The 14,826-nt window shown below is 41.7% G+C and carries 12 protein-coding genes; 7 read left to right on the top strand and 5 right to left on the bottom strand.

Features of this window, described 5'->3' with window-relative positions; genetic code table 11:
• Positions 1-97: 97 nt before the first annotated feature.
• The 5 genes from hemA to H8B06_RS15995 all read left to right on the top strand — a co-directional run bounded on the left by hemA (position 98) and on the right by H8B06_RS15995 (position 6,450).
• Positions 98-1,339, top strand: a complete 1,242-nt coding sequence (gene hemA, locus H8B06_RS16015; protein ID WP_190995220.1) for a glutamyl-tRNA reductase — start codon at positions 98-100, stop codon at positions 1,337-1,339.
• Positions 1,340-1,454: 115 nt separating this feature from the next.
• A complete protein-coding gene (hemC, locus tag H8B06_RS16010; protein ID WP_190995219.1) occupies positions 1,455-3,047 on the top strand; it encodes a hydroxymethylbilane synthase in 1,593 nt (530 codons plus the stop codon).
• Positions 3,048-3,099: 52 nt separating this feature from the next.
• Positions 3,100-4,071 carry a porphobilinogen synthase gene (gene hemB / locus H8B06_RS16005; protein ID WP_190995256.1) on the top strand — a complete coding sequence of 324 codons (972 nt, stop codon included), beginning with the start codon at positions 3,100-3,102 and terminating at the stop codon, positions 4,069-4,071.
• Positions 4,072-4,249: 178 nt separating this feature from the next.
• Positions 4,250-5,560, top strand: coding sequence for a glutamate-1-semialdehyde 2,1-aminomutase (hemL, locus tag H8B06_RS16000; protein ID WP_190995218.1), 1,311 nt, complete (start codon positions 4,250-4,252; stop codon positions 5,558-5,560).
• Between the two features lie 71 nt (positions 5,561-5,631).
• Complete coding sequence (locus H8B06_RS15995) at positions 5,632-6,450, top strand: hypothetical protein (RefSeq protein WP_190995217.1); 819 nt, start codon at positions 5,632-5,634, stop codon at positions 6,448-6,450.
• A gap of 31 nt (positions 6,451-6,481) precedes the next feature.
• On the opposite strand, the gene H8B06_RS15990 is transcribed toward H8B06_RS15995, so the two are convergent.
• Positions 6,482-8,059 carry a sodium:solute symporter family protein gene (locus tag H8B06_RS15990; protein ID WP_317170940.1) on the bottom strand — a complete coding sequence of 526 codons (1,578 nt, stop codon included), beginning with the start codon at positions 8,057-8,059 and terminating at the stop codon, positions 6,482-6,484.
• An 11-nt stretch (positions 8,060-8,070) separates the two neighbouring features.
• Here H8B06_RS15990 and H8B06_RS15985 point away from each other — a divergent pair, with 11 nt between their 5' ends.
• A complete protein-coding gene (locus H8B06_RS15985) occupies positions 8,071-8,586 on the top strand; it encodes a substrate-binding domain-containing protein (RefSeq protein WP_317170939.1) in 516 nt (171 codons plus the stop codon).
• 196 nt (positions 8,587-8,782) lie between these two features.
• Here the strand turns inward: H8B06_RS15985 and argC are convergent, their stop codons facing one another.
• The 3 genes from argC to H8B06_RS15970 all read right to left on the bottom strand — a co-directional run bounded on the left by argC (position 8,783) and on the right by H8B06_RS15970 (position 11,849).
• Complete coding sequence (argC, locus tag H8B06_RS15980; RefSeq protein ID WP_190995214.1) at positions 8,783-9,796, bottom strand: N-acetyl-gamma-glutamyl-phosphate reductase; 1,014 nt, start codon at positions 9,794-9,796, stop codon at positions 8,783-8,785.
• Positions 9,793-10,986 carry an argininosuccinate synthase gene (gene argG / locus H8B06_RS15975; RefSeq protein ID WP_190995213.1) on the bottom strand — a complete coding sequence of 398 codons (1,194 nt, stop codon included), beginning with the start codon at positions 10,984-10,986 and terminating at the stop codon, positions 9,793-9,795. The genes argC and argG overlap by 4 nt, the downstream gene beginning before the upstream one ends.
• A 146-nt stretch (positions 10,987-11,132) precedes the next feature.
• Entirely contained in the window at positions 11,133-11,849 is a 717-nt protein-coding gene (locus H8B06_RS15970) for a GNAT family N-acetyltransferase (RefSeq protein ID WP_190995212.1), read from the bottom strand.
• Positions 11,850-12,381: 532 nt separating this feature from the next.
• Here H8B06_RS15970 and H8B06_RS15965 point away from each other — a divergent pair.
• Positions 12,382-12,567, top strand: coding sequence for a hypothetical protein (locus H8B06_RS15965; RefSeq protein ID WP_223857715.1), 186 nt, complete (start codon positions 12,382-12,384; stop codon positions 12,565-12,567).
• A gap of 43 nt (positions 12,568-12,610) precedes the next feature.
• On the opposite strand, the gene H8B06_RS15960 is transcribed toward H8B06_RS15965, so the two are convergent.
• The gene (locus H8B06_RS15960) at positions 12,611-14,740 is read right to left on the bottom strand and encodes a S9 family peptidase (protein WP_317170938.1); all 2,130 of its coding nucleotides are present in this window, start codon (positions 14,738-14,740) and stop codon (positions 12,611-12,613) included.
• Positions 14,741-14,826 lie beyond the last annotated feature (86 nt).

The following is a 14,826-nucleotide window of genomic DNA, read 5'->3' as shown; positions in this document are numbered from 1 at the left end:
ACCATTCTAAATTCATTGTATTGACAGATTTTTGACAGAAAACAAGGGGTTTTAGTCTACATTTGCAGGGATAAAATAATGGAGCAAGATCTAGGCCTTGAAGAATTTAAAAGTAATAGCATTTACCCATAAGCATGTCGAATTAAAAGACTTGGGGAATTTGGTCATCTGCAACGAAGAGTTAGAAGATCGCTTAGTGAATCTGAAAACTACGTTGGATATTCCGGAGATTTTCTATATCGCAACGTGTAACCGCGTTGAATTTGTTTTTTGTGGGGGACATGAATTAAATGATGAATTTGTGGCTGATTTCCTGCAACAAATGAACTTCTGCGTCCCTGCAGAGCGCCTGCAATGCTATTTAGGACAGGTTACCCGTTATACGGATACCGATGCACTGAATCATCTATTTCGTATGTCTTGCTCGCTAGAAAGTCTGGTTGTTGGCGAAAAAGAAATTCTGGCACAGGTACGCCGTGCCTATGAAAGATGCCGAAAAGCCGGTTTTACAGGCGACTATTTACGCTTGGTTATGGATCGTTTGGTTAAGACGGCTAAAGAAGTCTACACCTACACAAATATCTCTCGTAACCCTATCTCCGTCGTTTCGTTAGCTTATCGTAAATTAAAAGAAACGAAACTACCGCCAAATCCTCGCATTCTAGTTATCGGCTCGGGAGAAACGAATCAAAATTTGGCGAAATACTTAAAGAAGCATCAACATTCAAATTTTGTTGTTTTCAACCGCACCTTGAAAAATGCGCAGAAATTAGCGCGGGAATTAAATGCAGAGGCTTATTCTTTATCAGAATTGGCGCATTACAAAAAAGGATTTGATGTCATGATTGTATGTACTGGTGCGCCAGAAGCAATCATTAATACGCACCTTTATCAATCCCTGCTTCAAGGAGAAACGGACAGAAAAGTAGTTGTTGACTTAGCGGTGCCTAATGATGTCGACGCCGAAGTAGTGGCACAGTTTCCTATGCAATACATCGAAGTCAGCAGTTTGCAAGCTATTGCCGAAAAAAACAAACAAGACCGTTACGCCGAACTGGAAAATGCCGATGCGATTATCCAACAAAATATTCAGGAATTTTTACCGGTTGTGAAGCAGCGCCGTGTCGAAGTTGCGATGCGTGAGGTACCCGAAAAAATCAAAGAGATCCGGGCCTTTGCCGTAAATGAAGTGTTTGCCCAAGACCTTCAAAATCTCGATCCTCAAGCACGCGAAATATTGGAAAAGGTCATCAGCTACATGGAAAAAAAATATATTAAAGTACCCATGGTTATGGCCAAAGAAATTTTGGTTCAAAACTCCCAAACGGAGATCAACTAATATCGCGTAAAGAAAAAATATACCATAATTCTGACAAAGACAGTCGGGATTGTATCCCTATTTGGTTAAATTTACTCCCACAAATATTTTCAAACCATTTAAGCAGCAGTAAACAGTGAACAGAAAACTTATTATCGGAACTAGAGGCAGCCAACTGGCTTTATGGCAGGCGGAGTTTATCAAAGCAAGGTTGGCGGATATTGGTGTAGAATCCGAATTAAAAGTCATTAAAACCCAAGGGGATATCATTCAACATTTGCGATTGGATAAGTTGGAGGGTAAAGGATTCTTTACCAAGGAGCTCGAAGAAGAGTTACTAACAGCGCAAATTGATTTGGCTGTTCACTCCCACAAAGACTTGCCGACAGTCAATCCTCCGGGGCTAATCATTGCGGCCGTATCGGAGCGGGAAGATCCGTCGGAACTGCTAATTGTTCACAAGGACTGTGTAGATATAAAAAAAAGACTGTCGCTGAAACACAATGCCTCCGTCGGCACCTCCTCCAATCGACGTAAAGCCCAATTATTATCTTTGCGGCCTGACTTAGAGTTCACGGACCTGCGTGGTAATCTACAAACACGTGTCCAGAAATTACGCGATGAGAAATATGATGCTATTGTTTTGGCAAAGGCGGGTATCTCCCGCATAGAGATGGATTTATCCGATTTTCACATGGAGGAAATTCCACCTATAGAGGTTATTCCTGCTCCAGCACAAGGTGTCTTAGCCGTACAGATTCGGGAAACGGACCAGGAGCTGTTTGATCTTTTGCAGAAAATACATGATAAAAACGTGGCGGACGTCATCGCCGTGGAACGAAAAGTACTGAATTTATTCGATGGCGGTTGTCATGCTCCATTAGGTTGCTATTGTCGTGAAACAGACGATGGTCAATACGAAGCTTGGACATCTATTGCGGAAGACAATGAAGATTTCCCAAATCGTCTATATACACGGGCAGAAAGCACCAATGGAATGGCTGATCGTATTTTTGCGAAATTCCAAAAGGAAAGAAAGCTGCCAAGTAGTGTTTTCATTACACGCGACTTGGACGAAAATTCCTATTTGGGTCGCTATTTGGCGAAACATAACATTCAGGTGGATGCACGTTCGTTAATCAAAATTTATCCGACGATCAATAAGCTAGATTCTTTTATCCTCAAACGGGCGGATTGGATTTTCTTTAATAGCAAAAATGCTATTGAGCATTTCTTCAAATTAGAACCTTGGATCTTAAAAAAAACCAAACTTGCCGTATTAGGCAGAGGTTCAGAAGACGCTTTACGTAAGTATGGTCGTGTAGCTGATTTTTCTGGCGATAATTTAGGGATCAAGACAGAAGATATTGCGAAAGAATTCGCTAAACTTGTTGATGGTCAAACGGTTTTTATTCCCCGGGCGAAAGATTCTTTAATGTCTATCCAAAACGCGCTTACGCCCGAGACGACAGTGATTGATATGCCTTTCTATGAAACTGTAGTACAGGAAAATGTGGGTAAAACCAATGCTGAGGTGCTTATTTTTACAAGTCCCAGCAATGTTATGGCCTATTTCCAAGAAAACCTCATCGATCCCGGACAAAAAATTATTTGCATTGGCCATTCTACGGCTAAAGCAATAGAGGCTATGGGATTACCTTATACACTTCCTTTCACACCCGATGAAATAGGCTTATCCGAAGCTATTTTTGGACTAGACTATGAATAGGTTTAAAACACGAGAAGTAGAAACACATCACAAACATCTAAATACCACTAACATGTTGCAACGTCCAAGAAGAAATAGAAAATCTGCGGTTATTCGGGATATGATTCAAGAACATCATCTCTCGGCTGCCAATCTTATTTTCCCCCTATTTATCATAGAAGGACAAAACCAGAAAACCGAAGTTTCTTCCATGCCTGGGATATATAGACATTCTATAGATAATTTGCTACGCGAGGTAGAAAGTTGTATGAAGCTTGGGTTATACGCCTTCGATCTTTTCCCCAACATAGACGATTCACTGAAAGATAAATATGCCACGGTAAGTTATAAAAAGGGAAATTTATATTTAAGAGCTATCGAGGAGGTAAAGAAAAATTTCCCCGAAGCCTGTGTGGTAACGGATGTTGCGATGGATCCGTATAGCTCGGACGGACACGATGGTATTGTAGAGAATGGGGTTATTTTGAACGACGAAACATTAGCTGTTTTAGGCAACATGGCTCTTGCTCATGCAGAAGCAGGTGCAGACATTATTGCACCATCCGATATGATGGATGGACGCATCGGTTATATCCGCCAGTTGCTTGACGAAAACGGATTTTCACACGTTTCGCTTATGTCATATACCGCAAAATATGCTTCAGCTTTTTATGGCCCCTTCCGCGACGCGCTTAATTCGGCACCAAAGGCCGGAGACAAAAAGACCTATCAGATGAATCCGGCAAATTCACGCGAGGCGCTCATCGAAGCCCAGCTGGACGCGGAAGAAGGGGCCGATTTCCTCATGGTTAAACCCGGACTTCCCTATTTGGATATTATTAAATTATTGCACGATAATTTTGATCTACCGATTGCGGCATACAATGTTTCCGGTGAATACGCTATGTTGAAAGCCGCTATTCGTAATGGTTGGTTGGATGAAGAACGTGCTATTATGGAAACATTAATGAGTTTTCGTCGTGCTGGTGCAACTTCGATCTTAACGTATCATGCGAAGGAGGTGTTGGAAAAGAAATGGTTATAGTATGTTCTTTTTCCCGTAAAAAGAACCAAAACCTCGTCGCTTAAAACCTTTGGCATAAGGGATATTACAATAATGGTATTTCTACATCCGCCAAAGCTTTTGATGCGACATCAGGTGTTAAGGATGGTGTAGTACAACCCTTAAAACCTAATAAAGTTTATAATTAACAAATTGCAAAATGAAACAACTACAAGATATTTCCCGAAAAAAATCCGCCGAACTTTTTGAGAAGGCAAAAAATTATTTCCCCGGGGGGGTAAACTCTCCCGTCCGGGCATTTAAATCAGTATTTGGTACGCCGCTTTTTATTGAACGGGGCGATAAATCCCGGATATGGGATGCTGATGGTAATGAATTTATCGATTATTGCTGTTCGTGGGGTCCGCTAATTTTAGGGCACAACCATGATCAGGTACGCGAAGCGGTATCCCAACAGTTAAACAAAGGTCTGAGTTTTGGTGCGCCGACCCGATTGGAAAACGAGCTAGCGGAATTGATTTTAACCCATAATCGCTACATCGAGAAAATTCGTTTTGTGAGCTCCGGAACAGAAGCCGTCATGTCTGCTATCCGTTTGGCAAGAGGTTATACAAAAAGGGACAAAATTGTAAAATTTGAGGGCTGTTATCACGGTCATTCTGATTCCTTATTGGTGAAAGCCGGTTCTGGATTAGTGACGTTCGGTGAAACATCCTCTGCCGGTGTGCCGAAAGCATTTGCTGACGAAACAATCGTCATTGCACTAAACGATAAGCAGGCTCTAGAAGAGGTTTTCACCTCGTTTCCCGAGCAGATAGCCGCCGTTATCATCGAGGGTATTCCCGCAAACAATGGCCTGCTTATTCAAGATAAAGACTATATTCATTTCTTACGTCAAATTACGAAAGAACAAGGGGCTTTACTCATTTTCGATGAGGTAATCACTGGTTTTCGCTTAGGCTTCGAAGGAGCAGCAAAATACTACGATATACAACCAGATATTATTACCTACGGAAAAATTATTGGAGGAGGTATGCCCGTCGGCGCATATGGAGCTTCCAAAGAACTTATGGCACATATTTCGCCTGACGGCGGTGTATATCAAGCGGGCACCCTATCCGGAAACCCCGTTGCTATGTCCGCGGGTATTGCCGCGCTACGCGTATTAGCAGAGCCCGACTTTTATACCAAACAGGAAACAAAAACTCAAGAGTTTGTCGAAGCCATACGCACTTATATAAAACAGAAAAACTATGCGGTACAGATTTTCACGGTTGGCTCTATTTTCTGGTTTGCTTTTACCGATCAAACAAGTATCAAGCGAGCCGACGAAATTGATCCACTTTCCATGGAAAAATATAAAGTGATGCACCGTTCGCTGCTGAACCAAGGGATATACTTCGGTCCGTCAGGATACGAAGTCGGGTTCATTTCCAGTGCACACACCGCTGCAGATTTGGACCAAACGATCGCGGCCATTCAAATCGCTTTAGATTCCGTTTTTGCATAGTAAAACTTTTTTCCGTTATATTTGTTCAATAACAGAAGTAGTAAATCATAAAAATAATTAAATCAAAAGGTATGAAAATGACCAATTTGAAAACTGCCTTAGCATTTGTTGCTGCATCAGCAACGCTTGTGGCATGTAATCCTACCACCAAGAATACTGATGGTGAAACGCAAGACACCACGGCTCTAGCTGACTCTGTTGGAAGTATTGGGGTAAATCCCTTAGCACATTCCAAGGAGTTCCCGGGGGCAACATTAAAGATATCGTCTATCACTGCTGAAAAAGTAGGAACAGATTCTGCAAAAGTTACCGTTAAATATGATGTAAGTAATTTTGAGTTAACGGCTCAAACAGAGCACGATCACCATATGGCAAATTCACATGAGGGTCAGCATATTCATTTCATTTTAGATAATGCGCCCTATGCGGCATTATATAAGCCTGAACATAGCGTGACGGTCGCCCTTAACTCCGAGCACTATTTGATGTCATTTTTATCACGCTCTTTTCATGAGTCGATCAAAACAAATGACGCTTCCAAATTAGTAAAGTTTAAAGTTACTGCGGATGCTAAAATTGAAGAGTTACCTGATTCAGGACAAGCGGCTCTATTCTATAGTCGCCCGAAAGGTGAATACAAAGGAGATGACACAAAATCCTTACTATTAGACTTTTTCATTGTTAATGGTTCTTTAGGTGCAGATGGCAATAAGGTTAAAGCAGACATTAACGGACAAGAATTCTTGTTGGACCAGTGGGTGCCTTACGAAGTATTGAACCTCCCTATGGGTGAAAGTACATTTAAATTGACACTTGTTGATAAAGATGGTAATGCTGTAACGGGTGATAACGTTTCTGTAGAACGAAAAATTACGCTTGCTGCGGAGTAAGCATTAAAATCAACAAAAAATTAAAGGCAGACTAGACGTCTGCCTTTAATTTTTTGTTTGTATACCGAAAAATAGATAGCGCTCCTAGCCCTACGATAATGCCAATAGATAAGGTAATCCATAACGCTTTATGGTCTGCAATAAGCGCTAACACAATAAAGATCAACGATGTGATAACCATGGTACGGGCCAAGACTTTTAAACCATAACGGTTTTGCTCTTCACTGCTCTGTTCCTCTGCATCTTCTTCCTCTGGTTGGTTTGCGATACGTTGTTGCTCTTCCTTATAATGTATATAATCACGAGCAATTTCCTTCCGACTCCTTGCCCATACCTCATATCCAGCTAACAATGCAAAAGGAATTATAGCACCGGCTAACATCTCCTCTGCCCTACTTAACGAAATACCGGTTAACAGCGGATGTAAAAATTTCAAGTAAACATTGATTGCCAATCCTAAAATCGTACACCAAAGAATAGAAGGCCCCGTATGATACTTAGAAAATAATGCCCATATCGGTGGTCCATATAACGAACAACCCGTTACGGCTCCCACACTCAATACAATCTCTACAATACCACCGGCCGAAGGTACCATCAAGGCTACCAAAATCGTTATAATACCAAACATAATAACGGCAGTCTTTGCAATCAACATTAATTGCTTCGGCTTAGTCTGCGGACGGAAAGATTTATACAAATCGTTCTTAAATACCGCAGCTGCAAGATTTAGGGTGGTGTTTACCGAACTTGCTGTAGCGAATACCATACCACCCAACATGAGCCCGATAAGTCCCTTCGGGAGCACTTCCTTACACATCATTAAGTAAGCCCCTTCGTTCTCTAACCCAGATAACTCCGGATTGACAATTCTGTAAATCATCGGGGGCAACATCCAGATAAAGGGGCTAATAAGATAAAGACCGGCAAACAGATACCCTACTTTACTGGCTGATTTAGGGCTGTCCACCGTCGTATAACGTTGCACATAAGCCCAGTTTCCCCCAATGAATATTCCATTGTAGATAGCAAATGCTAACAGAAAAAGCCAGGAATATTCTTCGTTCACGATATTAAAAAAGTCTGGTGGCGCATTTGTAATCAATGCGTCGACACCGCCTATGCGGTCACAGGCCAATGGAACAACAATAATAACCGCAGCCGTCAGCACAATAAATTGAACAACATCTGTTATCATAACGCCCCAAAGCCCCCCAACTACCGTATACAAGATAATAAGGACACCCAATACCAAAATACAAGCTTCAATAGAAAAGCCAGTGGAAACATTGATAATTTTCGCAACCGGATACAGAAAAGCCCCAGTATACATCAACGAAATTAGGAGAATCAGGTAGCTATAAAACTTTTGTACACGGATGCCTAACCGACGCGATACAAATTCCGCCGCTGTCAACGCATGGGACTTCTGCCAAGCAGGTGCTATAAACATCCCAACGGCAAGGCCTCCCAAGCACATCGTCATCTGAATGGCAATCGCGACAAAACCATGTTGATAAGCAATGGATCCCCAAACTACAAATGTACCTGCCGAGAAAAACTTTCTTCCGTGAAAACCCCGCCCCTGTTCTAAATAAAATACCGCCACATAAACGCATCGTGATTGACCACAACGAGCATGGCCTGGAAGGCACATACAGCTGTATTTATCAGGACCATAAATCTGATCTGGTTGACTCTTTAACCACCTTATTACCACAACTGGAAAAGTATAAACGCCTAGTACTTGTTGCTCCATTGGAGGCTTTTCATGCCCAAGATTTAATTGCGGGATTCGAGGCATTTTCCAAAGAGCATAAGAAAAACCACAAAATCATTCATCAGGTCCAACCTGATTCTTTTAAGAAAGGCGATGCCTACATCACATTTAGCCGATATGATCAGGATGATGTGGATATTATCAAACTCTGCCGGGAAAAGAACTGGAAGCTCGGCGAAGACATTGGGTTGATTTCTTACAACGATACAGCCGTAAAAGAAGTGTTGGAAGAAGGCATTACCGTGATCAGCACCGATTTCCGTAAAATGGGAGAAGAAGCGGCAAATGCGATTTTAAATGAAACAGCTGTGACTTTACGTGATCCAGCTACGGTCATTATCAGGAACTCTTTATAAAGGTTAAGAACTGTACTATCCCTAACAATTAATGTCTCCTCCGGATATTTGAAGGCTGTAGAAATTTAATGCATGCACGAACCTCGTATTTCAAATATCCGCAGAGACGAGTTTATGAACACGCGTTTGTTTTGGTGTTCATGAGCTCACTTTGCTCGGTTTGCTCCACTTTTGACCGCAAAAGTGGAAATTAAATTTAAAATCCTGCTGGCTTTAAGTTAAGCCCCGCCCTTTCATCCAGACCGAACATTAAGTTCATATTCTGAACAGCTTGGCCTGATGCACCTTTTAACAAGTTGTCGGTTGCATTTAGAATCAACAATTGATTGCCGTGTTTTTCCAAATGCATAATGCTCTTATTGGTATTCACGACCTGTTTCAAATCAATATTCGCCTTACTCACCCAAGTAAACGGGTGGTTTGCGTAATATTCCTCATAAAGGGCATAAGCCTCATCTTCGGCTAATGCAGAAGCTACATATATAGCTGAAAAAATCCCTCTTGGAAATGCGCCGCGTTGTGGGATCATATTGATCCGCTGCATAGCCCGTTCGAGTAAAGATTGATCAGATTGCGGTAGAAAATTCGGTTGGAGCTGGCTCAACGATTCGGACACTTCCTGTAGATGTTGATGTTCGAACGATTTATAAGCAGAAAGATTGCCACTACGCCAGGAAAAATGGGAAGTAGGCGAAGGTTTCTGCCCTGCCCCTGTGGAACCTGTTGTAGCATTAATATGAATCTGTTCGGGCAACAAGCCTTTAGCAGCTAAAGGAAGCAATGCCAATTGTAGATTAGTAGCAAAACATCCCGGGTTGGCAATATATTGTGCCGATTTTATCGCTTCCCTGTTGAGTTCGGGGAGACCATACACAAAATGTCCACCTTGATAAGCCGTATTAGCTTTCAACCGATAATCTTGCGATAGGTCGATGATTTTTACAGAAGGATCTACCGGATGCGCTTCCAAAAATTTTCGCGCATCGCCATGCCCTACACAGAGAAATAGCACATCGATATCCGAGTGAAAATCGGCAGAAAATTCCAATTCAGTATCGCCAAATAAATCGTTGTGAACCACATAGACTTTGTTCCCGGCATTGGAAGCGCTATTTGCAAAAACAACTTCTACATCAGGGTGATAAATCAATACACGGAGCAATTCACCTCCTGTATATCCTGCAGAACCTACTATACCTACTCTTATCATTCCGCTCCCCCACTATTAACTTTGTGCCAGATGATAGTTTGATTACCAAATATTTTGGCAAAACCTTTTACATCATCACCGGTATAGCCTTCATTCATTTCACCATAGCTACCAAATTTAGTGGACATCAAGTCGTGCTCAGACTCGATACCTACAACGATAAACCGATACGGATGTAATTCGACAATAACTCGCCCGGTCACCGTTTCTTGTGAAGAACGCAAGAATGCCTCCATATCCCGCATAACCGGGTCATGCATTTGTCCTTCGTGCATATAGTTACCATAAAATCCCGAGATCTGGTCTTTCCAGGACAACTGCCATTTAGTGAGCGTATGTTTTTCTAGTGTATGATGAGCTTTGATAAGAATAAGCGGCCCGGCTGCCTCAAAACCAACACGCCCCTTAATACCGATAATCGTATCTCCGACGTGTATATCGCGCCCGATACCATACGGCTGGGCTAGATCTTGTAATTGCTGAATAACTTTAACCGCGCCGATCGGCTCGCCATTGAGCGCAACAGGCTCTCCTTTAACGAAGTCTATCGTCACCGTCTGTGGTTCGGATGACGTCACTGGCGTAGGCCATGCCGCTTCCGGAAGATATTTATTCGAAGTCAAGGTTTCTGCACCGCCAACGGAAGTACCCCACAACCCTTTGTTGATGGAGTATTTCGCTTTTTCAGCATTAATCTCTACCCCATGCTTAGCTAAATAAGCTATTTCTTCCTCCCGGGATAATTTGAGATCCCGAATCGGCGTAATAATCTCTACCCCAGGAATTAGGGTATTAAAGATCATGTCAAAACGAACCTGATCATTCCCTGCCCCCGTAGAACCATGTGCTACACAACCTGCACCGATTTTTTTTGCATAATTGGCAATTGCAGTCGCTTGACAAACACGCTCCGCCGATACCGAAAGCGGATAGGTCGCATTTTTTAATACATTCCCAAAAATGAGATATTTTATAGTGTCACGATAGTAGTTTTCTGTCTCATCGATCGTGCTATGGGATTTCACCCCTAAAGCATAAGCGCGTTCTTCTATAGCTTTTAACTCCTCTTTCGAGAAACCTCCTGTGTTAACGACCACCGAATGTATTTCCAACCCTAATTCTTTCGACAAATAAATACAACAGAAGGAGGTGTCTAAACCACCACTAAACGCTAATACTACTTTTTTCATCCGTATATAATTTTTTCTTGTTACTCATCATGCAATGAGGTCAAACCTAAATAAAATGCGTGGCATTCACGAATTCTTTAAAAGAAAATGAATTTATTTCGCTCTCCTCTGCCATCAAGGGCTATTTTATAGAGGAAATATAGTCATTATATATTTTTTGCGAGACCGATACCTACAGGGAACACGGCGGCAACAATCTTTCTGGACGATTTCCACAATTTAGCTTCAATACGTTTCAAAAGCGATTGCTTTTTCACAATACGATCCAACCGTTCTTTCGCTTCGGCACGACGCTGAATTTTTTCTTTGAGTTCACGTTCTTTCTCGACAGGATCCCACAGCATAGCGGTACACATACAGTTCTTCCGCTCCTTGCTGACAAGAATATCAAAGTTCACACAAGATTGACAACCTTTCCAAAATTCTTCATCTTGGGTTAGTTCGCCATATGTTACCGGTTCATAGCCTAAATCTGAATTTATTTTCATAACAGCCAAACCGGTGGTTAAACCAAATATTTTCGCTTTCGGATATTTTTCGCGTGATAAATCAAAGACACGTTTCTTAATCGCTTTCGCCAATCCTACTTTCCTAAATTCAGGGCTTACAATCAAACCGGAATTGGCCACATAATCCCCGTGACTCCATGTCTCGATATAACAAAAGCCGGCCCAACGCCCATCCTTATGTAAGGCAATGACCGCTTTGCCCTCCTCTATCTTGCGTACAATATATTCTGGCTTACGGCGAGCAATGCCTGTTCCGCGCGCTTTCGCAGATTCAAACATTTCATTGCAAATCGTCTCTGCATATCCTATATGTGCAGAAGTGGCAGGAATAACTAAAAAATCTGAAAGTGTCATCGAAGATGTCGACCTAATAAATTACACATAAATGTGTTCTCAACAAAACTCTATTAATTAACGATTGAGAAACCACTGAGCCGAGTGATTGTTCATAATGGATGTTGTCCTGCCTCCCAATCAAGCTCGAGGCAGAATAGGTCGTCGGAATCGTAATATAGGACAATTGAATCCCTTCAATGTATACAACATATCCTTTACAAACTTCTTCGGAAGTTGCACCGGAATATACGTATAACATGTGAACGTGTTCATTTGTCTATCTATTAACTATTAACAGGACAAAAGTAAAAAATTATTTTTTTCTTTTATGCAATAGGCGTCTAGTTTTTTTGTCAAAAAAATACCCATTGCAGTATTCTCCCATCAATATGATAATTAGACCGCATTTTTGCTAAAAGGTTTAAAAGAAATGACGTGGCGCTAATATCTCTTTTTTTAGGTACTTTTGTCTCGGTTTAAAATTCTCCGAACGATGGTTGGTCCAAGTATTATTTTTTATATCTTTTTTGCGGTTCCCTATATTTTCCTGATGTACTGGTTAGTTAAACAGGACAAAAAGAAATATGTATGGGGATTAGCAATCGTTACGGTTATCGCTATCATCGGCATTATCGTTTCCTTAAAAGCGAGCAAGGTGGCTATTGAAAACTACAAACAGCATCAGATTGATGCACGGGAGATAGAGCGGGAGAATCAACTGGATTCATTAAAATAAAAAATAGCCGGTGTGTTACAACAGGCAACACACCGGCTATTTTTTACTCGGTAATCCCCTCCAACTTGAATAAGAACGCATAGTTCAGTGCGACATCTTTCAGATAATCAAACCTGCCGGAAGCCCCACCGTGTCCGTAGGACATATCTGTTTTGAACAATACCACTTGATTCCCTTGCTTTATTTCACGCAACTTCGCCACCCATTTCGCGGGTTCGAAATATTGCACCTGACTATCATGAAGACCTGTAGTAACCAGTAGGTTCGGATACGCCTTTGCTTCTATATTCTCATAGGGCGAATACGACTTCATATACGCATAAGCAGCTTGCTCATTCGGATTTCCCCATTCGTCATATTCGTTTGTCGTTAATGGAATTGTCTCATCCAGCATGGTGTTGACCACATCGACAAAAGGAACCTGCGCAATAACACCATTCCATAGTTCGGGCGCCATGTTGATAACCGCCCCCATTAATAATCCACCCGCACTACCTCCTTGTGCATACAGATGGTCCGAACTTGTATATTTTTGGGAAATCAAATAGTTGGCGCAGTCGATAAAATCTGTAAAAGTATTTTTCTTATTCATCATTTTACCATCCTCATACCATTGCCTTCCCATCTCCTCTCCACCACGTATATGGGCAATGGCATACGCAAAACCTCGATCCAACAGGCTCAGTCTCGACGAATTAAACGTAGGATCCATGGACATCCCATACGAACCGTACCCGTACAACAACAGGGGTGATTTCCCATTTTTAGGGAACCCTTTTTTATAGACCAACGAAATAGGAACTTGTGTACCATCAGCAACTGTGGCAAACAAACGCTCCGTTACATAGTGGTCTGCGTCATACCCACCAACAATCTCCTGTTGTTTCCGAAGGGTCTTTTCTTTGGTACTCATGTTATAGTCAAACGTAGAAGACGGTGTGACAAGTGAAGTGTAACCATAACGAACCATATCGGTATTATATTCTACATTTGTACTTGGATATACCGTATACGCCGCCTCGCCGAAATCCAGATAATGCTGATGCCCGTCTTTTAAAGAGCGTACAGCCATTTGTGTCAAGCCATTCTTACGTTCCGAAATCACGATGTAATCCTTGAATTCATCAATATCAGAAACAAGCACGTCTTTCCGATGCGGAATAAATTCTTTCCAATATTCTTTGGTAGTTTTGTCTAACGGACATTCCATCACCTGGAAGTTTTTCGCTCCGTCATTCGTCAAAATTAAGAACCGGTCGGCGAGCGCCGTCACCGAATACAGAACTTCTTTCATCCTAGGTTGAAATACTTTGAATACACCATTCGGATGATCAGCATCCAACAAGTGGACTTCTGACGATAGTGTTCCGCCAGAATAAATCATAATATGTTTGCCGTTTTTGGATTTGCCGACACCGATATAGTTGGTGTTGTCTTTTTCCTCATATACAACAACGTCCCCTTCTGCTCCTAAACCCAATGTATAACGCCGGATTTTCTCACTCAGTAAAGTTACCGGATTTTTTGCAGTATAGAACAGTGTTTTGTTATCATTTGCCCAAGTTGCTCCACCGGAAGTACGATCTATTTTATCGGGTAACAGCTCGCCTGTCTCCAAGTTTTTCACATAAATTGTGTATTCTCTTCGGGATACCGTATCCACGCCAAAAGCAAGCAATTTATTATCCGGACTTATGGAAAAGCCACTCGCTGCATAATAGGCATAGCCTTCTGCCATATCGTCCACGTCCAGCAATACTTCCTCTGGTGCATCCAAACTCCCTTTTTTTCGACAGAATTTATAGTATTGTTTACCTTCTTCCGTACGGCTGTAATAATAGTAACCATTCTTGAGATACGGGACAGACTCATCTTTCTCCTTTATACGTCCTTTCATTTCGTGGAAAAGTGTTTCCTGAAACTTTTCAGTATCTTGTAACATCGCCGCAGTATAGCTGTTCTCCGCTTCCAGATAAGCAATAACTTCAGCAGAATCTGGCCCTTTTTTAAAATAGTCATTCATCCAGTAGTAATCATCCGCGACCGTATCATGATGAATGATGCGGTTGTGTATTTTCTTTTGCGCTACAGGAGCGGTAACTGTCGGCCAAGACGCGGTATTTTTCGTCGTTTTATCAGAACAAGAGATTGTCATAGCTCCAATAATAATCATATAGTTCCAGTTTTTATGCATCAACAAGCAAGTTTTGGACATAAAGTTAATGTAAAAAGAATAGTGATTTATATTTTTTTAACAAC

This window comes from Sphingobacterium micropteri, assembly GCF_014692515.1.
GTDB classification, from domain to species: Bacteria; Bacteroidota; Bacteroidia; order Sphingobacteriales; family Sphingobacteriaceae; genus Sphingobacterium; species Sphingobacterium micropteri.
This window is presented reverse-complemented; position numbering and strand designations above follow the sequence as displayed.

What these genes read in the sequence shown, in the direction of transcription:
- argG (WP_190995213.1), bottom strand. Translation starts at nt 10,986, where the DNA reads ATGAAAAAAGTAGTATTAGCGTTTAGTGGTGGTTTAGACACCTCCTTC.
- H8B06_RS15995 (WP_190995217.1), top strand. Translation starts at nt 5,632, where the DNA reads ATGAAAATGACCAATTTGAAAACTGCCTTAGCATTTGTTGCTGCATCA.
- H8B06_RS15960 (WP_317170938.1), bottom strand. Translation starts at nt 14,740, where the DNA reads ATGATTATTATTGGAGCTATGACAATCTCTTGTTCTGATAAAACGACG.
- H8B06_RS15965 (WP_223857715.1), top strand. Translation starts at nt 12,382, where the DNA reads ATGTACTGGTTAGTTAAACAGGACAAAAAGAAATATGTATGGGGATTA.
- hemB (WP_190995256.1), top strand. Translation starts at nt 3,100, where the DNA reads ATGTTGCAACGTCCAAGAAGAAATAGAAAATCTGCGGTTATTCGGGAT.
- H8B06_RS15970 (WP_190995212.1), bottom strand. Translation starts at nt 11,849, where the DNA reads ATGACACTTTCAGATTTTTTAGTTATTCCTGCCACTTCTGCACATATA.
- argC (WP_190995214.1), bottom strand. Translation starts at nt 9,796, where the DNA reads ATGATAAGAGTAGGTATAGTAGGTTCTGCAGGATATACAGGAGGTGAA.
- hemL (WP_190995218.1), top strand. Translation starts at nt 4,250, where the DNA reads ATGAAACAACTACAAGATATTTCCCGAAAAAAATCCGCCGAACTTTTT.